Origin of the sequence: Rhodococcus artemisiae, assembly GCF_036327795.1 — a bacterium.
GTDB lineage: Bacteria > Actinomycetota > Actinomycetes > Mycobacteriales > Mycobacteriaceae > Rhodococcus > Rhodococcus artemisiae.
The window spans coordinates 27,363-46,084 of record NZ_JAUTXY010000021.1; the positions used below are offsets into that span (position 1 = coordinate 27,363).

19 protein-coding genes are annotated in these 18,722 nt (G+C 67.0%); 9 read left to right on the plus strand and 10 right to left on the minus strand.

The window, feature by feature from the left end:
* From ccsB to Q7514_RS29810, 6 genes are all read left to right on the plus strand, one after another.
* Complete coding sequence (gene ccsB, locus Q7514_RS29785; protein ID WP_330136864.1) at window positions 1–960, plus strand: c-type cytochrome biogenesis protein CcsB; 960 nt, start codon at window positions 1–3, stop codon at window positions 958–960.
* Window positions 961–1,039: 79 nt separating this feature from the next.
* Window positions 1,040–2,605: an apolipoprotein N-acyltransferase gene (lnt, locus tag Q7514_RS29790; protein ID WP_408016214.1), complete on the plus strand. Its 1,566-nt coding sequence runs from the start codon at window positions 1,040–1,042 to the stop codon at window positions 2,603–2,605.
* A gap of 208 nt (window positions 2,606–2,813) precedes the next feature.
* Window positions 2,814–3,542 carry a M23 family metallopeptidase gene (locus tag Q7514_RS29795; protein ID WP_330136865.1) on the plus strand — a complete coding sequence of 243 codons (729 nt, stop codon included), beginning with the start codon at window positions 2,814–2,816 and terminating at the stop codon, window positions 3,540–3,542.
* Window positions 3,543–3,743: 201 nt separating this feature from the next.
* Complete coding sequence (locus Q7514_RS29800; protein ID WP_330136913.1) at window positions 3,744–4,448, plus strand: DUF3105 domain-containing protein; 705 nt, start codon at window positions 3,744–3,746, stop codon at window positions 4,446–4,448.
* Window positions 4,441–5,175 carry a DUF305 domain-containing protein gene (locus Q7514_RS29805; RefSeq protein ID WP_330136866.1) on the plus strand — a complete coding sequence of 245 codons (735 nt, stop codon included), beginning with the start codon at window positions 4,441–4,443 and terminating at the stop codon, window positions 5,173–5,175. Before Q7514_RS29800 ends, Q7514_RS29805 begins: the two co-directional genes overlap by 8 nt.
* A gap of 60 nt (window positions 5,176–5,235) precedes the next feature.
* The gene (locus Q7514_RS29810) at window positions 5,236–5,508 is read left to right on the plus strand and encodes a DUF4229 domain-containing protein (protein ID WP_330136867.1); all 273 of its coding nucleotides are present in this window, start codon (window positions 5,236–5,238) and stop codon (window positions 5,506–5,508) included.
* A gap of 24 nt (window positions 5,509–5,532) precedes the next feature.
* On the opposite strand, the gene Q7514_RS29815 is transcribed toward Q7514_RS29810, so the two are convergent.
* Together Q7514_RS29815 and Q7514_RS29820 are read right to left on the minus strand one after the other, a co-directional pair.
* Window positions 5,533–6,768, minus strand: coding sequence for an Nramp family divalent metal transporter (locus Q7514_RS29815; protein ID WP_330136868.1), 1,236 nt, complete (start codon window positions 6,766–6,768; stop codon window positions 5,533–5,535).
* 128 nt (window positions 6,769–6,896) lie between these two features.
* Window positions 6,897–7,469 carry a copper resistance CopC family protein gene (locus Q7514_RS29820; RefSeq protein WP_330136869.1) on the minus strand — a complete coding sequence of 191 codons (573 nt, stop codon included), beginning with the start codon at window positions 7,467–7,469 and terminating at the stop codon, window positions 6,897–6,899.
* A gap of 177 nt (window positions 7,470–7,646) precedes the next feature.
* Between Q7514_RS29820 and Q7514_RS29825 the strand changes: the two genes are divergently transcribed.
* Together Q7514_RS29825 and Q7514_RS29830 are read left to right on the plus strand one after the other, a co-directional pair.
* Complete coding sequence (locus tag Q7514_RS29825) at window positions 7,647–8,318, plus strand: DsbA family protein (protein WP_330136914.1); 672 nt, start codon at window positions 7,647–7,649, stop codon at window positions 8,316–8,318.
* Window positions 8,315–8,938, plus strand: coding sequence for a vitamin K epoxide reductase family protein (locus tag Q7514_RS29830; RefSeq protein ID WP_330136870.1), 624 nt, complete (start codon window positions 8,315–8,317; stop codon window positions 8,936–8,938). The genes Q7514_RS29825 and Q7514_RS29830 overlap by 4 nt, the downstream gene beginning before the upstream one ends.
* Before the next feature lie 306 nt (window positions 8,939–9,244).
* Here the strand turns inward: Q7514_RS29830 and Q7514_RS29835 are convergent, their stop codons facing one another.
* From Q7514_RS29835 to Q7514_RS29860, 6 genes are all read right to left on the minus strand, one after another.
* The gene (locus tag Q7514_RS29835; RefSeq protein WP_330136871.1) at window positions 9,245–9,769 is read right to left on the minus strand and encodes a hypothetical protein; all 525 of its coding nucleotides are present in this window, start codon (window positions 9,767–9,769) and stop codon (window positions 9,245–9,247) included.
* Window positions 9,770–9,810: 41 nt separating this feature from the next.
* Window positions 9,811–11,598 carry an aa3-type cytochrome oxidase subunit I gene (ctaD, locus tag Q7514_RS29840; RefSeq protein ID WP_330136872.1) on the minus strand — a complete coding sequence of 596 codons (1,788 nt, stop codon included), beginning with the start codon at window positions 11,596–11,598 and terminating at the stop codon, window positions 9,811–9,813.
* Window positions 11,599–11,694: 96 nt separating this feature from the next.
* On the minus strand, window positions 11,695–12,642 hold the full coding sequence (locus Q7514_RS29845) for a M56 family metallopeptidase (RefSeq protein ID WP_330136873.1): 948 nt from the start codon (window positions 12,640–12,642) through the stop codon (window positions 11,695–11,697).
* Entirely contained in the window at window positions 12,639–13,001 is a 363-nt protein-coding gene (locus Q7514_RS29850) for a BlaI/MecI/CopY family transcriptional regulator (protein ID WP_330136874.1), read from the minus strand. Before Q7514_RS29850 ends, Q7514_RS29845 begins: the two co-directional genes overlap by 4 nt.
* Before the next feature lie 48 nt (window positions 13,002–13,049).
* Complete coding sequence (locus tag Q7514_RS29855; RefSeq protein WP_330136915.1) at window positions 13,050–13,712, minus strand: M23 family metallopeptidase; 663 nt, start codon at window positions 13,710–13,712, stop codon at window positions 13,050–13,052.
* A gap of 376 nt (window positions 13,713–14,088) precedes the next feature.
* On the minus strand, window positions 14,089–16,098 hold the full coding sequence (locus Q7514_RS29860; protein WP_330136916.1) for a cytochrome c oxidase assembly protein: 2,010 nt from the start codon (window positions 16,096–16,098) through the stop codon (window positions 14,089–14,091).
* A gap of 220 nt (window positions 16,099–16,318) precedes the next feature.
* On the opposite strand from Q7514_RS29860, the gene Q7514_RS29865 reads away from it, so the two are divergent.
* Window positions 16,319–17,242, plus strand: a complete 924-nt coding sequence (locus Q7514_RS29865) for a cation diffusion facilitator family transporter (RefSeq protein ID WP_330136875.1) — start codon at window positions 16,319–16,321, stop codon at window positions 17,240–17,242.
* Window positions 17,243–17,315: 73 nt separating this feature from the next.
* On the opposite strand, the gene Q7514_RS29870 is transcribed toward Q7514_RS29865, so the two are convergent.
* On the minus strand, window positions 17,316–18,320 hold the full coding sequence (locus tag Q7514_RS29870) for an alkylmercury lyase family protein (RefSeq protein WP_330136876.1): 1,005 nt from the start codon (window positions 18,318–18,320) through the stop codon (window positions 17,316–17,318).
* Entirely contained in the window at window positions 18,317–18,718 is a 402-nt protein-coding gene (locus Q7514_RS29875) for a MerR family transcriptional regulator (protein ID WP_330136877.1), read from the minus strand. Before Q7514_RS29875 ends, Q7514_RS29870 begins: the two co-directional genes overlap by 4 nt.
* Window positions 18,719–18,722: the final 4 nt, after the last annotated feature.

Sequence of the window (18,722 nt, forward strand, 5' to 3'; positions counted from 1 at the left end):
ATGCCGATCGACGAGACCCTCGCCCGCTACTCCGATCTGAGCTTCGAAACCGCCTTCGCCGTCTACCTGCTGGCGCTGGTGCTGTTCGTCGCCGAGTTCGCGGCGGTGCGGGTACGCCGCAGCGCACCGGAGCTGGTATCCGCCACCACCGCTGCCGTCCCGGCCGATGGGCCAGGCCGAGTCATCGAACCGGCCCGGCGGGAGTTGTCGGACCGGCTCGGCCGCATGGGCGTCAGCGTCCTGGTGGTCGCCCTGATCCTGCACATCGGTTCGATGGTGCTGCGCGGGCTGGCCACCTCCCGCTTCCCATGGGGAAACATGTACGAGTTCGTCACCGTCACCTGCGCAATCGGGGTACTGGCCGGGTTGATCGTGCTGCGCCGCCCGGCGCTGCGCGTGCTGTGGGCCTTCGCGCTCATCCCGGTGCTGATCCTGCTCTTTGTTGCCGGCACCGTGCTCTACGCCGACGCCGCCCCGGTGGTGCCGGCACTGCAGTCGTTCTGGCTGCCGATCCACGTCTCGGTGGTGTCCGTCTCGAGCGGAGTGTTCCTCGTCTCAGGGGTAGCCAGCACCCTGTTTCTGCTGGCGTTGAACGCCGAGAAACGCCCGGATACCCGGCTGGCCCGTCTCATGCAGCGGCTCCCGGACGCCCGTGCCCTCGACCGGCTCGCCTACCGCACGACGATCTTCGCGTTCCCCTTGTTCGGGGCCGGGGTCGTCCTCGGCGCGATCTGGGCCGAGGCGGCGTGGGGCCGGTTCTGGGGGTGGGACCCGAAAGAAACCGTCTCGTTCATCGCGTGGGTGATCTACGCCGCGTACCTGCACGCTCGGGCCACCGCCGGCTGGCGGGAAACCCGCGCGGCCTGGATCAACATCGCCGGTTTTGTGGCGATGTTGTTCAACCTGTTCGTCATCAACATGGTGGTCTCCGGGCTGCACTCCTATGCCGGACTGAACTGACGCGCCTGTGGCATGTGCACCGGTGCAGGATTTCCCCCGCCTCCCTGCGCAGTGAAATCCCTGCGCAGTGCAATCTCCGATGAGTGAGGTGGCGGAGGTCGCGGCGCGCTCCACCTTCGCGGTACGACGTCGTGGGCCGGAGTTGTCGGTGCTGGTGCGCGGTGCGACGTCGATCCTGGCCGGGCTGATGCTCTATGCCAGTTTTCCGCCCCGCACGGGATGGTGGTTGGCTCCGCTCGCTATCGCGGTGCTCACCGCCGTGCTGCGGGGCCGAACCGTGCGCGCCGGCTTCGGCTACGGCTATCTGGCCGGATTGGGCTTCTTTCTGCCGCTGCTGCCCTGGGTCGGCGTCTATGTCGGGTCGGTGCCCTGGTTGGTGCTCGCGGCGGTCGAGGCACTCGCGGTCGGCATATTCGGGGCGCTGGCCGCTGTGCTCAGCCGCCGCCCGGGCGCGCCGGTGTCGATCGCCGCCGCCTGGGTGCTCACCGAAGCGATACGCGCACGGCTACCGTTCGGAGGCTTTCCGTGGGGCCGGCTGGCCTTCGGGCAGGCCGAGGGGCCGCTTCTGCCGCTGGCTTCTGTTGCCGGGGCGGCCGGGGTGGGGTTCGCCGTCGCGGTGATCGGTACCACGGTGGTCGCAGCCGTGGCCGCTGCGCGCGAGCGGCGGCCGACGGTCGCGGTGGGCTGGATGCTGCTGACAGCGTTCCTGTTTGCAGCGGCACCGCTCACCGGAGTGGTCAACTCCGCGAGTTCACTGGCGCCCGCGGTCACGGTCGCGGCCGTGCAGGGCAACGTGCCGCGAATGGGTCTGGATTTCAACGCCCAACGTCGGGCCGTGCTCGACAATCACGTCGCGGCGACCGAACGACTTGCCGCCGACGTAGCGGCGGGCCGCCTGCCCCGGCCCCAGCTGGTGGTGTGGCCGGAGAATTCTTCGGATATCGATCCGCTGCGTCAGGCCGATGCCCGCGCCGAGATCGATGAGGCCGCCGCCGCCCTCGGTGTGCCCATCCTCGTCGGTGCCGTGCTCGACAACGGTGACGGCACCAGCGGTAACGGTGCGCTGGTGTGGGACCCGGTGACAGGTCCCGGGGACCGACACCTCAAGCGGCGACTGGTGCCGTTCGGGGAATACCTGCCGCTGCGCCCGGTGATCGAGCGACTGTGGCCGGCTGCCGCACAGGCCGGCCGCTTCGTCCCCGGAGACGGCACCGGCCGGGTCGAGCTCAACGGCGTGCCGGTGGGGGTGGCGACCTGTTACGAGGTCGCCTTCGACGATGCGGTCGCCGAGTCGGTGCGGGCAGGCGCGCAGCTGCTGGTGGTGCCCACCAACAACGCGACCTTCGGCCGCACCGAGATGACCTACCAGCAGCTGGCCATGTCTCGGCTCCGCGCGGTCGAGCACGGACGGTCCGTGGTGGTCGCGGCTACCAGCGGGGTCAGTGCCCTGATCACTCCCGACGGCACGGTCACCGACCGCAGCACGATGTTCACCGCCGACGTCCTCGTCGGCGAGCTGCCCCTGAGTGCCCGGTTGACCTGGGCTACCCGGCTCGGTTCGGTTCCTGAGGTGCTCGCTGCCGCGTCCGTGCTGGTGTTCCTGCTTGCCGGCCACAGGAAGGCCCGAGCCCCCATCAACTACTAAGTTGGGTAGTTTTTAGGACGATTCTCGTATATCGTTTCGTTATCTTATCTGTCGCGAAAACGACGGATACCCATCGAAATAGCATGTCAGGAGCAGTATTGTGGGACGGCACCGCGCATCCATCCAACCCCGAAACCGTTACCTTACCGAAATCAATGCGGATTTCACGCGAGGACCGGTGAGGCGCGGGGGACGGCACCGGGCGCCGGTGAACCGCGCGGCAACGGCGACATGTGCGTCGTCGGTCGCGACCGGCGCGCTGCTGATCGTGGGATCGCAGATTTTCGCCCCGGGCGCGGCAGCAGCCCAGCCTGCCCCCGGCGGCGCGCATACCGCAGCCCCGGCGCCGGTCCCGTTGCCGGCCGAACTCGCGGCGCTGGCCGCCCTGCCGGAAGTCGAGGCGGTGCTCGACCAGTTCGCCGCGGTTCCGGATTTTTCCGCGGTCGCGCCCCCCGCCGCGGCGGTTCCGGCCATGCCGTCGTCCTCCGCGGTGCCGGTCGGTCAGGCGCCCTGGGGGGCCTCGATGCCGCAGCCCCTCGCTGTCACCCCGGTGTCGGGCACCTTGACCTCCGCGTTCGGACCCCGGTGGGGCTCGTCCCACGCCGGTCTGGACATCGCCAACAGCATCGGCACACCCGTCTACGCGGCCGCCTCGGGCACCGTGATCGACTCCGGGCCCGCCTCCGGATTCGGCCTGTGGGTGCAGGTCAGGCACGATGACGGGTCGACCAGTACCTACGGTCACATCAACGAAACATTGGTCACGGAAGGGCAGCGTGTGCAAGCCGGCGAGCAGATCGCCACCGTCGGCAATCGGGGTCAGTCCACCGGTCCGCACCTACATTTCGAGACCACGGATCCGGCCGGCGCGAAGGTGGATCCGGCCCAGTGGCTGCAGCAACGAGGCGCACCGACGGCGGATCTGTCGCAGGTGTGACGGCCGCCTGATCAGCTCAGGCGTCGCTGGTCCAACCCCACCCTCATAGAAACTATGTCGAATAGTATTTACTGGGGTGATGCCCTATCGGTGCCGAGGAAGGCAATTGCGGTGAACAGCTCAGACACACCGAAGCCACGCGTGGCACGCAGACGCCGCGGACCGGTGACTTTGACCAGCTCGCGCCGGGTCCCGTGGCCGATGATCGGCGCTGCCGTGGTGATCATCGGCCTGATCGGGGTCATCGCGTACAACCTCGCCCCGAAGGTGTCCGAACGCGCCGAGGCCCAGAGGTACGTGCCCACTGCGGACAACCCCGATCCGTCCACCATGATCGACGGAGTGGAGACGATCGACTACCCGGCCGGCACACACGTGCAAGCGCCCCAGCGGGTGGCATACGACCAGAATCCCCCGATGGGGGGCCCGCACGATCAGTACTGGGCCACCTGCACCGGCACGATCTACCCCGAACCGATCCGCACCGAGAACGCGGTGCACTCGCTCGAACACGGCGCGGTGTGGATTACGTACGACCCGCAGAAGGTCGCCGGAAACGAGGTGCCGACGTTGGAGACGAAAGTCGACGGCCAGCCCTACACCCTGATGTCGCCCTATCCTGGCCTGCCGTCCCCGATCTCGGTGCAATCCTGGGGCCACCGCCTCGCGCTCGACGACTCCGAAGACGATCGACTCGATCAGTTCATCACCGCGTTGCGCCGCAACCCCAACACCCACCCGGAGGCCGGTGCCACCTGCTCCACCACACCGGGCAGCTTCGACCCGAGTGCTCCGCCGCCATTCGATGCGTCAGTACCGGGGCCGGACGCCGTACCCATGGCAATCGGCCCGCAGCCCGGCCCCGCCCCGGCGATGGGCTCGAACCTCGGACCCGGCAATGGCTGAGACCCCTGACCCCACCACCCCCACCACCCCCGACCCCGGTAGAGGCGCCGGACTCGGCCGCACGCTCGCCGTGGGAGTGTTCGCGCTCGTCGTCGGCCTCTATCTGGGCATCAGTGCCTCGGGACTGGGACTGGGACTGGGAGCCGGGAACCCCGAACCGCCCGCGCACGATTCGGTCGATGTGGGCTTTGCACAGGACATGTCCGTGCACCACAGCCAAGCGGTAGAAATGTCGGCGATGGCGTTGACCAACGCTACCGACCCGGCGGTGCGCACCCTGGCCTACGACGTGATCACCACCCAGCAGAGCCAGTGGGGCACGATGCAGGGCTGGCTGGCCGTGTGGGACCGACCACTGCAGCCACCCGGGAAGCCGATGACCTGGATGCGTGCCACCGACAACAGCGCCGAGGCGATGCCGGGAATGGCCGAGCACACGGCGATGCCGTCCGGGCCCCCAGGGCCCCTGATGCCCGGGATGGCCACCACCTCCGAGCTCGCCACGCTCCGAGGCACCACCGGCCCCGCCTTCGACACGCTGTACCTGCAACTGCTGCTTCGGCACCATCAGGGCGGCCTGCCGATGGCCCGCGATGCCGCGGCCAACGCCTCCGAACAGGTGGTGACGACACTGGCGCGCCAGATCGTCGACACCCAGCAAGCCGAATCGACAACGATGCAGCAGCTGCTCACGGCCCGAGGCGCCGCACCCCTACCGATGAACTGACCGGTGAACCCTGCCAGGATCCGGACCGGCACCGGCCGGGTCGGGCGTCAAGGAGTGATCATGAAACAGACGTCGACGATGCGTCTGCCGCGCCTGGTATTCCTCTACACCGCGGCCCGCCTGGCGGTCGTGGCCGGGTGCGCCGGCGCCGCGGTGGCCGGCGTCCGCATTCTCGGATTGGCGGTGTCGCTGACGTGGGTGCTCATTGTCGGCGTCCTCGCCGGCATGGCAGTGTCGATGGTGGCCCTGCGCCGGTTGCGCACCCGGATCAACGACGAGATCCGCATCGTCGACGACCAGCGCGGAGACCGACCGAAACGGTCCCGGTCCTGATCCGGGTCTCGCGGACCGAGGCGGTCACCGCCACACCGTCAGATAGATCAACACCAGATTGAGCGCCGTGATCGTGGCGGCAATGGTCCAGGCCAACGCGGTGGTGAGCCGATGGTTGACGTCGGTGCCCATCAGCGCCCGATCGCTGGTCAGACGCACCAGGGGAATCAACGCGAACGGAATGCCGAACGACAGCACCACCTGCGAGAGCACCAGTGCCCGGGTCGGATCCGTCCCGAGCGCGACCACCACCAACGCCGGCACCAGGGTGATCAGGCGCCGCGCCAGCAGCGGTATCCGTCTGCGCAGCAGCCCGTCCATGATCAAGGCTCCGGCGTAGGCACCCACCGAGGTCGACGCGAACCCGGAGGCCAACAGGCCCAGTGCGAACAGCAGCGCCACCGTCGGGCCGAGTTCCTGGCCCAGTGCCGTGTGCGCCCCGTCGATCGAATCGACTCCCTCGCGTCCCCGCAACGTCGTCGCGGCCATGAGCAACATGGCCAGATTCACCGTGCCCGCCACCACCATGGCCAATCCGACATCCCAGCGCGTGACCCGAAGCAGCATGGCCCGTCGCGGGCCGGGCTCGGGATGGCCGTGACGGTCCCGGGCAAGACCCGAGTGCAGGTACACCGCATGGGGCATCACCGTCGCACCGAGCATGGCCGCGGCCAGCAGGACCGATTCGGCGCCGTCGAAGCGCGGCACGAGTCCGTCGGCCACGGCCTGGGCCGGGGGCGGTGCGGCAAAGATGCTGGTGACGAACCCGATCGCGATGACCAGCAGCAAACCGGTGATCACCCGTTCGAAGCTGCGCTGACCGCGCGTGTCCTGTACCAGTAGCAGGAGCAGCGATACCGCCCCGGTGACCAGTGCTCCGGTGAACAGCGGGAGATCGAACAACAAGTTCAGGGCAATGGCGCCGCCGATGACCTCGGCCAGGTCGGTGGCCATGGCGACCAGTTCCGCCTGCCCCCAGTACGCCAATCGCACCGAGCGGGGCATGCGCTCGCGGAGCGCCTCGGGCAAGGACCTGCCGGTGACCAGACCCAGTTTGGCGGACAGGTACTGCACCAGCGCGGCCATGACGTTGGCCACCACGACCACCCACACCAGCAGGTACCCGAACTGGGCGCCGGCGCTGACGTTGGAGGCCACGTTGCCCGGATCGACGTAGGCGATGGAGGCGACGAAGGCCGGTCCGAGAAGCGTCCACCGCCGCCACCGTTGTACTCGTCCGACACGTAGTGTCAGCGCCATCCGCCCTCCAAAGGTTCCCCTGAATTAAAAGTCAGGGCACCCGAAATTTCAAGGAGTCGCGGTGTGTGCGTGGATACTCGGCGAGGCCATCGACCGAGTGCGGTCGATGGGCTCGCCGAGTGCCCTGGTCAACTCTTCCGGAAGGCGCGCACCGCAGCCCAGGTGCCCCCAGCGATGACCAGCACTGCCGCCACGGCAATTATCAGCAGCACCGGAATCGACGAGCCGGAGGGCTCCGAGTCCTCGGGGGTGGCCTGCGTCTGGGTGGTCTCGGGCTCGGCCGCGACCGGCGAGGAGGACGACGCCGGCGGGGCGTCGGAGGTCGGTGCCTGCCCGGCCGCCGCGGTGATGGTGAAAGCGTAGGAGCCGGTGATGGGATGGCCGTCGGCGGAGACGACCCGGTAACCGACGGTGTAGTCTCCTGCGCTCAGAGGTTCGGGGATCGCCAGCCGCACCCGTTCTGCGTCGACGATCGCCTCGGAACTTCCACGCTGCGCGCCTTCACCGTCGGTGAGGGTCACGGTGGCGAACGCGGTATTGATGGGTTGGTTGAACTCCAGCTCGATTTCGTCGGGGGAACCTGCCGCCGTGGCGTCGGCCGCGGGAGTCGAGCCGATCAAAGTGCTGTGAGCCTGCGCGGGTGCGACGCCGAGCAGCAGAACCACTGCGGCCGCGGCGAAGATCGTGACGAGTTTGTTCATGGGGACATACTTTCTCGGCTTCCTACCCCGGGCTCGGAGTCCGGCGCGGTGGCCTGTCGAGAGAACGCGAAGGGCGCTGATCGGGGTCCACCCTAACCCATCTACTATGTAGCGTAGTTTTATGGTGGGTCGGTGACGCTTACCGGCTCGCTCCCAGGTACCGAGACGGACGAGAACATGAAACTGACGACCAATGTGAAAGTGTCCGCGGCCCTGGTGGCCCTGTTCGTGGTGGTGTTGTCGGTGTTGCTCTACACCAACAGGGCCGACACGAACGCTGAGACGAACAGTCAAGAGGCACCTGGCTCTGCGGCGACACCGGTGTGGACACCGGACATTCGTACCTTGGCCACTGCCCCCGACGACAAGGTCCAGCTGGTCGAATTCCTGGATTTCGAATGCGAGTCCTGCCGGGCGTTGTACCCGGTGATGGAACAGATCCGCAGCGAGTACGCCGGACGGATCGACCTCGGCATCCGCTACTTCCCCATCCCCAGCCACACCAACAGCCACCTGGCGGCCCGGGTCGTCGAGGCCGCGGCCCGGCAAGGCCAGCTTGAGCCGATGTACCGGCTGATGTACGAAACGCAGGCACAGTGGGGTGAGTCCGGGCAGTCCCAGGAAAGGGTGTTCTGGGGTTTCGCCGAACAACTGGGGTTGGATATGGCCGTATTCGAGCGTGATGTCAACGATCCCGCCGTCAGCGCACGCGTGGACCAGGACTTCGACGCCGGTCTCGCCCTCGGCGTGCAGGGCACGCCCACGTTGTTCCTCAACGGCGTCGAGCTGCCGCCCATGCCCACCTACGAGCAGCTGCGGGATCGGATCGACGCGGCGTTGGCCGAGTGAGCGCCCCGACGCCTCCGGCGACAGTCGCCGACGCAGCGTCGGGTCGGGTGCTCGGCACGCGCGCGGTGGGCGCGATCCTCGGTGTCTGCGGCGCGGCGGGTCTAATGGCCTCGCTGGTGCTCACCATCGAGAAGTTCGCCGTGCTGGCCGATCCGACCTATCGCCCCTCGTGCAGCATCAACCCGGTCATCAGTTGCGGGTCCATCATGACCTCATGGCAAGCGGACTTGTTCGGCTTCCCCAACCCGTTGCTGGGGTTGGTGGGGTTCGCGGTCGTGCTCACCACCGCCGTCACGGTCCTGGCCGGGGCCGACCTGCCGCGATGGTATTGGAACGGCCTGTTCACCGGTCTGACCGCCGCTGTCGCCTTCGTGCACTGGCTGGTGTTCCAGAGTCTCTACCGGATCGGGGCATTGTGCCCGTACTGCATGGTGGTGTGGTTGGTGACCGTGCTCGCCTGGTGGTACTGCCTACTGCACATCGAAACGGCGGCGGGCAGGCCCGGACGGTGGCGCGAGCTGTTCCTCCGTCATCATTCGGTGCTACCGACCGTGTGGGTGCTCAGCGTGCTCACCCTGGTCGCCGAAGCCTTCTGGCCGTACTGGCGGACCTTGATCTGACACGGCCGGAATAAGCGTAGACCGCGACTCTCGTCTGCCCACTCCGTGTCCTCGACCTGCACACATCGACGCCACCGAACGCGTCGATGTTCTGCGGCGGTCGAGAGCTGAGTCGAGGCCTCTGGACATCTCCCGGACGCCAAAACGCCCCGACTCGTTCACAAACCCTTCTCGGATTCAGGAAAGTCCCGGAGCGGCGCCCCGGCCTCCCGGGTCCGGATCGGCCTGTCTCGGACGGATCCAGCCCGATTCGTCCGAGACAGGCCACTGCAGCCCGGTCGGTATCCACTGCAGTGGTTTCGGTCGTTATCCGGGATCGACGAGCACCTGTGCCTGCGGCTCGTCGCGCCACAGCCGCGTGATGAACGCGCAATAAGACTGCGCGGTGTTGGACCAGCTCTCGGATGCCTCGATCATCCCCCACCCATCGCTGATCACTGCCGCCGCGATCAGCACCGTCCGATTGGCCAGAGCGGCGGCGGGGCTGCCGTAGTCGGCGACGGTCCCGGCCACATCGGCTGCCACATCGAAGATCTCGTTCGGCACGGCAGGTACCGACTGGGCGCCGAGCCCAGGGGGAGACGTGCTGGCGTGAAGGTGCCGATCCACCTGTCCCAGAACCTGTTCCAACGCCCGCACATGCCGGCGCAGCTTGCTCGGCTTGCCGATGTGTGCGGCAGTGATGGTCGGCAGGCGACGCAGCCGCTGAGGATCCGGAAGCCCGGCCTGCTCGAGCAACAACGCGGTCAGATCTCGAATGAGCCAGTCCGCCAATGCTGCAGTGGCCCGGTCTGTCGCCGGTACCGTGACCGACGGCGTACTCGTGTTCATGGGTAATCCTGTCCGATCTTTCGCGCGCGAGTGCGAACCCTTTAGTCCTTCGTGTCCGTGTGCTCAGCCCCTGTGTCTGTGGAGAACACGGAGTTCTGCGAGTCGGCGGGATCACGATCGACGTGGGCACTCTTGGGGGTCCCGCTGAATCCGACATGGGCCTCGGCTCGCATGCGTTTGACCATGTGCGGGTAGTGCAGTTCGAAAGCAGGGCGCTCGGAGCGGATCGGCGGCAGCTCGGTGAAATTGTGCCGCGGCGGCGGGCAGCTGGTGGCCCATTCGAGCGAGTTGCCGTAGCCCCACGGGTCGTCGACGGTCACGACCTGGCCGTAGCGGTAACTCTTGAAGACGTTCCAGATGAACGGCAGGACCGAGGCGCCGAGGACGAACGAGCCGATGGTCGAGATGATGTTCAAGGTGGTGAACCCGTCCGACGGCAGATAGTCGGCGTACCGGCGGGGCATGCCCTCGTTCCCCAGCCAGTGCTGCACGAGGAAGGTGGCGTGGAAGCCGACGAACGTCAACCAGAAGTGCCACTTGCCCAGCCGCTCGTCGAGCATGCGCCCGATCATCTTCGGGAACCAGAAGTAGACGCCGGCGTAGGTCGCGAACACCACGGTGCCGAACACCACATAGTGGAAATGCGCCACCACGAAGTACGAGTCGTGCAGCTGGAAGTCCATCGGCGGGGAGGCCAGGATGACGCCGGACAGACCACCGAAGAGGAAGGTGATCAAGAACCCGACGGAGAACAACATCGGCGTCTCGAACGTCAGCTGCCCCCGCCACAAGGTGCCGATCCAGTTGAAGAACTTCACACCGGTGGGGATGGCGATCAGGAAGGTCATGAACGAGAAGAACGGCAACAGCACCGCGCCGGTGGCGTACATGTGGTGCGCCCACACCGCGATCGACAGGGCGGCGATGCCCAGGGTGGCGTAGACCAGGCCGGTGTAGCCGAAGATCGGTTTGCGGGAGAACACCGGGAAGATCTCGGAGACGATACCGAAGAACGGTAGCGCGATGATGTAGACCTCGGGGTGGCCGAAGAACCAGAACATGTGCTGCCAGAGCAGCACTCCGCCGGTGGCGGGGTCGAAGAGGTGTCCGCCGAGCATCCGGTCGTAGAGCAGTCCCATCAGTGCCGCGGTCAGCAGCGGGAACGCGAGCAGGATCAGGATCGAGGTGATGAAGATGTTCCAGGTGAAGATCGACATCCGGAACATCGTCATGCCGGGGGCCCGCATGCACACGACGGTGGTGATCATGTTGACCGCGCCCAAGATGGTGCCCAGGCCGGAGACGGCCAGACCCACGATCCACAGGTTGGCGCCCATGCCGGGGGAGTGCAGTTCGGAGCTGAGCGGAACGTAGGCGGTCCAACCGAAGTCGGCGGCTCCACCGGGGGTGAGGAACCCGCCGACGGCGATGAGGGAACCGAACAGATACAGCCAGTAGCTGAAGGCGTTCAGCCGGGGAAAGGCGACATCGGGTGCCCCGATCTGCAGCGGCAGGATGTAGTTGGCGAAACCGAACACCACCGGAGTGGCATACATCAGCAACATGATCGTGCCGTGCATGGTGAACAGCTGGTTGTACTGCTCGTTGGACAGGAACTGCAGACCGGGTACGGCGAGCTCGCTGCGCATGAACAGCGCCATCAGGCCGCCGGCCCCGAAGAACGCGAACGAGGTCACCAGATACATCAGACCCAGCACCTTCGGGTCTGTCGTGGTGACCATCTTGTGGATGAACGAACCCTTGGGACTGCGCCGCGCCGGCATCGGGCGGGTGGCGACAGGTGGAGGTGGCGGGGCGAGAGCGGTCATGAGTTGCTGTCCGATCCGGTTTTTGCGCGTGCGCACAACGATGAGACGTCACGAGCGTACCCAAATACTATTCAGCATAGTATTTAGGGGTGCGGATCAGACCGTGGTGGCCAAGAGGCAGACCGTCGTGGAGATCATTGCGAGCCCGGCCAGTGCCGTGGCCATGGGCATGGTCACGGACAGTGCGGCGGCGGTCGCGTAGGACAGCCTCGGCCATCGGGTCCGCCAGCTGATATTCAGTGTGCGCAGCCGCAGCGACGTTTCGTTGCTCAACCCCAGGGTTCCGGCCGGCTGCGACAGTGTCGACGCCGAGACCACGGTCAGCGCCGAGCACACGGTTGCTGTACTGGTGGCTTGCGCAGCGTGCTGATCTGCGGTGAGTTCGACCAGCGTTTTGACCGCGGCCGGGGCGGACGCGAACAAGGGCACGGCCGGGAATACCGCGGCGAGAATGTCGCACGTGGTGACGATGAGGTGGTGACTGCCGCGCAGGTGCGCCCGTTCGTGGGCGAGCACAGCGTCGCGTTCACCCGTAGTCAGGAAGTCCGACAACCCGTCCGTGGCGACGACGAACCCAGGCCGCCCGGCGACGCTGTAGGCCATCGGCATCGGATGCGCGAGCCACATCACATCGTCGTCGCGGGACCGGGCGACGATGGCCACCACATCGCGGTGGTAGGTGCGCAGACGGGCCTGTTCTCGGGCGTATCGCCGACCCAGAATCACGGCTCGGACCACCACGGCGAGTACCCCCAGAGCCCCGACTGCTGCCATGGTTTCGGTGATCCACGGCTGCACGGCGTGGGACACGGCGCTCAGACACCGCACCACGGCTTCGACCGCGGTCTCAGCAGGCGCATGGTCGGGCCATGCCAAGGTGACCACCGCGGAAGCGCCGAGGAACAGTGCCCCGCCCAAACTGCCGAGCCATGCCGCCAGCAGGACCCCAGGAGGCAGGGAAGTGCCGGCGAGCGTGACGAGCATCCGCGGCGCGGCGATCGAGATCAGAGCCGCACCCAGCAGCAGGACCAGGGCCAGTGTCATTGGTCGGCGGCCCGACTCGTCCAACCCCGGCGCAGCGCGTCGTACTCGCGGTCGCTGACTGTCTTGGCGAAATGCAACAGCACCGCGCTGGGGTCGGCGCTGCTGTCCAGCAACGCGCGCAAGGCCTCCGAGGTGGCCTCTTCGCGGCTGCGCGAGGGCGAATAGAAGTAAGCGCGGCTACGCTTTTCTCGTTGCACCCAGCCCTTCTCGTGCAGGTGGGTGACCACGGTCAAGATAGTGGTGTAGGCAAACTCTTTGCGTTCGCGAAGCCGATCGACGAGATCATGAACCGACTGCGGCTCCTCGACCGACCACAGTTCGTTCATCACCTCGGCCTCGAGGCCACCCAACCTATTCATGGCTCCCCTCGCAGACATGGACCAAATTATCCCTTATCCAAGCGCTGTCTATGCACGCGCATCCGGCGCGACCTGAACTCCGCGTGCGCTCAACCATGCCATGGGATCACCTTTACGACCGTCCGGCTCCCAGACTTCGTAGTGTAGATGCGGCCCGGTCGATTGCCCTCGATTGCCGACAGTGGCGATCTGCTCCCCGGCGCGTACCCGCTGGCCCGCCGACACCAAGGCCTGATCGATGTGTCCGTACACCCCGATTGTTCCGTCGTCCTGCAGAATTCGCACCCACAGACCGAAGCCGGAGGCCGGCCCGGCCTCGAGGACCGTGCCGTCGGTCACCGAGACGATGGGTGTGCCGATCGTGTTGGCGATATCGAGGCCGTAGTGGGTTGTTCCCCATCGTGGCCCGAAATTCGAGGTGAGCGTGCCGCTGACGGGCATCAGCGTCTTCGGGCGCCGGGCCTCTGCCTCTCGTGCGAGCCGTTGCTCCTCTCGGACGCGAGCCCGTTCGAGTTGGTCTGCGAAGTCCGCCAGGGTCGGCACCTGCACCACCTGCAGCACCTGCGGGGCCTGCGAGAGCACTTCCGTCGGCGCCGAGGGCTCCGGCGCGGCCTCGATCTCGTTGCCGACCGGGGGATGGGCCGAGGTGGCATGGGCGCTCGAGGTCGTTGCCGCGAACAATGCACCTGCCGCCACCGACACCGTCAGCACGCGTCCGCTGGTCCCCGTGCTCGTTCGGCGGTGCGCTCCTGCGCTTCTTGCCCGCGCCTGGGGGACGGACTCTGCCCGGCCTGGAAGGTCGTCCTGGTTCTCGTCCTCGGGGTGCTCGTCGAAGACCGGAATCGGCAAGACCGTCGTAGGAGCCTCCCCGTCGCGGCTCCCAGCTCCTCCTACGCTTCCGGCCCGATCGTCGGCCTCCCCCGCGGGAATGTCACGGCGAAAGTGTCGGGGGACGGTGGGTTCGGGTTCTGGTCTGCGGTGTCGGGCCAAGATCGCATCCTCGTGAAGGGCACCGCTCACTCGATCACGAAACGGTGACGGACACCGCCACAGTACTACTATGTTGCATAGTTTCAATAACGGATCGCTACTCGACCTCCCGCTGGCGCTTGTGGTCGCGTTCCGGGAAGTCCTCGTTGGCTTCCGCCGAGATACGAGTGTTGGGGTTCAGCCCATCGAGCATCGCGTTGTAGGCGGCGAGTTCGAGGTCCCCCTCGCGGTCGACCTTGTCGTCCCGCTTACGATCACGTCGGTTCTCGACAGAACCCCATCGCACGATCGCGAGCATGGTGGCCAGTAGTAGCGGAAGTTCGCCGACGGCCCACGCCAAGCTGCCTCCCAGTCGCTGGTCGGCAGCCAAGTCGTCGAACCATCCCAGTTGCAGCGAACTGTAGAACTCGGCGGCGATCACGAAATCGGCCATGATCAGGGCGACCAGGAAGAACGCATAGCCGACCAACGCGACCGCCACTGCTCCCACACGCGTCAACGGTCCCTGCGGCACGGGGACCGGATCGATCCCGACGGTGACCCAGAAGAAGACCAACCCCACAGCCAGCAGCCAAATATTCAGCACCATGCGTCCCGGATACGAGCCCCCGTCGTACAGTCCTCCGAGATACAGCAGATAGAAGGTGCCCACGAACAGCGCCGTGGCGACCACCGGGTGGGTCACCCAGCGTAAGGCGGTAGTGGTGAAGATCGCGCGCATCCAGTCGCGAGCGCCTGTGACAGCATCGGCAGGGCCGGGGCGAACCGCACGGGCCGCCAAGGTGAGCGGAGCACCCAGAACCAAACACAGGGGCACGGCGATCGCCAGTGCCGCGGATGAGGGCAGGTGCACGCTGAACGCCGCCGGGGCGTAGCGCCCGATCCCGGAGGAGGTCACCAGGAGCAGCACCACGCAGCCAAGCAGCCAGCACGCGGTGCGCCGGACCGGCCACGGTCGCCCTGTCGCACGTAGCCTCCGCACCCCCAGTAGGTAGAGCGCTGCCAGCACCACCGCCGCTGTTCCCAGCAGCAGATCGAACCGCCACTCCGTTATCAGCCTGCCCAGCGTCGGGGCGCCGTCGAACCCGTACCCCAAGACTTCGTCGACCAGGCTGGGTTCGCGACGTTCACCCTGCGGCGGCGGAGTGCGCCCCAGCGCCACTCCGAGTCCGATGGTGGCGGTCAGGACCGCCGATTCGATCGCTGCTAGGAGTATGAACGCGCGCCGATCGAAGGGGTCGGCAGCCAGCGCAGTGACTGCCACCGTCCGTTGGCGCCATCCCAGCCAGCCCACCACACCGAGCGCAGCCACCTTGGCCAGGATCAGAAACCCATACGGGCCGGAGAGGAATTCCCCGAGCGGAACCCGCACCAGAGCATTGATCGTTCCCGAGGCGGCCATCACCACGAATGCCACGGTCGCCAGCGCGGAGAACCGGCGCGTGGCCACATCGAGATGTCCGCCACCACGCACAGTGTGCAGCACCAGCGCCGCCAATCCCCCGACCCACAGTCCTGCCGAGACCAGATGAAGTATCAGGCTGTTGGTGGCCAGATCATGCGATCCGCCCCCGGCTGAATGTCCCGTCAACGCGCGTGGCATCAGGCTCCCCACTGCCATGACCAGCAGCACCGGTGTCCACCGGTGCTGCAGAACGAGGCGGCATCCCAACCCCACCACGGCGGCCAGGCACGCGGTCCACAGCCAGGCGGTGGATGTCTCGATTTGCCCCACCGAGTCCACGAACTGAAGCGGATCGGCGAACACGGTACTCAGTGGTTGGCCGGAGGTGTCCGACAACGACAGAGGAATCAACACCAGTGCGGACCCTGCCCACAGCGCCGCAGCCGCGCTGGCGGTCCGCACCGCTCGGTATCCGTCGACATCGAGCACCCCGGAGCGTTGCGGCGGTACCAGCACCGCCGCCACCAGCAACGACCCGATCATCACCACCGCCGCGACTTCCCCGATCGCGGTGGCGGCCGGGAGCCCGTATCTCGTGATCACTCCTGGGTCCGGCAACCCCAGCAACCGCAGGACCTCGCTGCTCGACACGGCCGCCAGGGCCGCCGCAACCAGGGCCGCGCCTGCTGTCCAGCTGACCATCACGCCGACCGCAGCTCTACTGGTGCCTGCCACGGAAAACCTCACCTCGTCCGTTGTTCGCCCGTTCCCGCCGGCCGAACCTGCAGGCGCGCGCCTCGCCGCCGAAATACTATGAAGAATAGTTGACCGTGCTGACCCGATTGCTACGTGGCTGCCATGGCCACATATGCAAACATGCGTATGTCGCTATATGATGCCGGTGTCTCGAGGAAGGAAAACGATGAGCCACGGACACGGACACGGCCTTTCGCCTGCCCACGCCACCAGCGCCTCCGGCCGATACGTCCGACGGTTGTGGATCGCCGTGGCCCTGGGTCTGGTGACATTCGTGATCCAACTCGTCGTCGGACTGTCCACCTCGTCGCTGGCTCTGCTTTCCGACTCAGCACACGTGTTCACCGACGTGTTCGGCATCTTGATGGCCGTCACCGCCATCACCGTCGCCCAGCGCGCCCGCACCCGGCCGGACCGCACCTTCGGCCTGTACCGCACCGAAGTTTTCGCCGCGCTGCTCAACGCACTGCTGCTGTTCGGCGTCGCCATCTGGATCCTCTACGAAGCCCTCCAGCGACTGTCCGAACCACCCGAAGTCCCCGGTCTTCCTGTCACCATCGTTGCCGTGGTCGGCCTCACCATGAACGTCATTTCCTTTCTCTTGTTGCGCGGCGGAGCCAAGGAAAGCATCAACGTCCGCGGGGCATACCTCGAAGTCCTTGCTGACATGCTCGGCTCGGTCGGCGTGCTTATCAGCGGTGTGGTGACCATCGTGTTCGGCTGGCGGTACGCCGACCCGATCATCGGTGTTGCTATCGGGTTGTTCGTCCTGCCGCGGGCCTACAACCTCGGCCGACACGCGATCGGCATCCTGCTCCAACAAGCACCGAAAAGTATCGACATCATCGAGGTCAACGCTGCCCTCAATGCCCTTCCCGGAGTGCAAGAATCCCACGACCTGCACGTCTGGACTCTTACCTCGGGCATGGAGGTCGCCTCCGCGCATCTGGTCACCGAAACCGACACGGACCCCACGGCTGTGCTCGCAGCGGCACAAACTCTGTTGGCGGAACGCTTCCACCTCGAACACGCCACCCTGCAAGTCGAACCCCTCGACGGTGAGGGCCGCTGCCGCGAACTATCGTGGTGACTTCGGCAGACCAGCCAGATTCCTCATGGTGCCACGGATGACAGGGTGTTATCCGTGGCAAGCCCGGGTGTGGTCAGCTGTGCAGCAGGTGCCCGAAAATGGTGGTGCCGAGGTGGTGGGCGTCGGGGAGTTCGACAATGACGCCGCCGATACCGGGGTGGGTGTCGGCCCAGCCTTGGGCGCTGGCGCGGTCGGTGAAGAAGTTGAGGTAGTGGCAGCAGGTGTCGGCGGACGGGCCTTGGCCGGCTTGTGCGCCGACGAAGACGGCCGTGGTGGCCGGCTGCGCGGTGACGTGCCCGCCGTCGACGGTGACCGTGATCGGATCGGCGGTCACCGGGTCGGCGGAGGTGATCGTCACCGGGGTGTCGAGCATCGCAGCCATACCGAGCGCGTCGACCGCGCACATGGCGGACACCGTGGCTCCGCCAGCGACCCGGACCCGATGCGGCGTCGGTGTGGACGAGAACGGATACGCCGCCGCGATGTCCCCGGTCGCGTCGAGCCGGACGATGTCGGCATCGTGCAAGCGGCGCAGGAGCTGATCGACCGGCACGTCGAGCCCGTCGGCCGTCTCGGTCAGCTCGTCACTGGTCGGTGCCCGCCCCTCGGTAGCGAAGGAACGCAGGATCGCCTGGTGCACAGCCTTTTCAGCGGGGTCTGCCGGTTGCGCGGCGGCGCGCCGGGCGCGCAGCACTGTTGCCGGGGATTCGGTGGCGGCGGGTGGGGTGCAGCACGAGGATGCGGTGTCGTCCCCGAGTGCCGCGGCGGCGTCCGGGGCGAGCCGCAACGCGGCGCGCAACGCGGCGACCGGGGGTGCGCCGTCGAGCCGCCCGGCGTCTGAGGGGTAGAGCCTGCACGACACGCTCGGGACCTGGCCCGGCGTTGCGAACGGGTCGTGGCCGTCGACCAGCAGGGTGGGTGAGCCGGTCATACCCGCGGCGGCGGCCTGGCCGGGATCGGCGATCACGCGGTGGGTGATCTCGGGCTGCACCGGCCGGCCGGCGGTCGCCTGCCGGATGCGCTGCTCGAGTATCGCCACGTTGGGGCAGTCGGGAACGTGGAGGATTTCCAGTTTCATCGGTGGTCTCCTTCGTGCAGCGAGGTCAGAATCGGACAGGACCGGCGGTGGCGGGGAAGCTCGCACGTCGCGATCAACTCGGCCAGCGAGCCGCGCATGCGCTGCAGGTCCGCGATACGCCGTTTCAGCTCGGCGGCCCTCGATTCGGCCAGTGCCCGGGCGGCGTCGCAGTCGTCGGGGCCGCCGTCGGCCAGCCGCAGCAGTTCGGCGACCTCGTCGAGGGTGAACCCCAGCTCCTGGGATCGTTTGACGAACCTGACCACCGCGACCGACTCGTCGGGGTAGCTGCGGTAGCCCGCCGGGGACCGCGCCGGTTGCGCGAGTAGCCCACGGCGCTCGTAGTAGCGCAGGGTCTGTGCGTTGACCCCCGCCCTGGCTGCCAGCTCACCGGTCCGCATGCAC